A 274-nucleotide genomic window follows, 5' to 3' on the forward strand; every position below is an offset into this window, starting at 1 on the left:
GTGGTGAAGCTATCGTTGAAGGCCGAACCAATGACCTTTTCAACGCCAGTCAGGGTCACGCCCTGGGAATCGCCACCCACACCAGGCAGACCGGTGCCCGGACGGATGTCGACGTTCACGCCGGCAGCCGAAGTCGAGTAATCGACGGTGTCGAAGCCTTCACCGCCATCGACACCCGAAATCCGGCTATCGACCACGAAGGTGTCGTTGAATTTGGAACCGGCGATGACTTCGATGTCGTTGAACGTATCGCCCGCACCGATCCCCGAGATGA

At 59.1% G+C, this 274-nt stretch carries 1 pseudogene; it reads right to left on the reverse strand.

The features are described 5' to 3' along the window. Positions 1-274: pseudogene (locus U862_RS29270) on the reverse strand (calcium-binding protein); the annotation flags it as partial.

The sequence above is a fragment of the Pseudomonas sp. H1h genome (genome assembly GCF_000633255.1).
In the GTDB taxonomy this organism is placed as follows: domain Bacteria; phylum Pseudomonadota; class Gammaproteobacteria; order Pseudomonadales; family Pseudomonadaceae; genus Aquipseudomonas.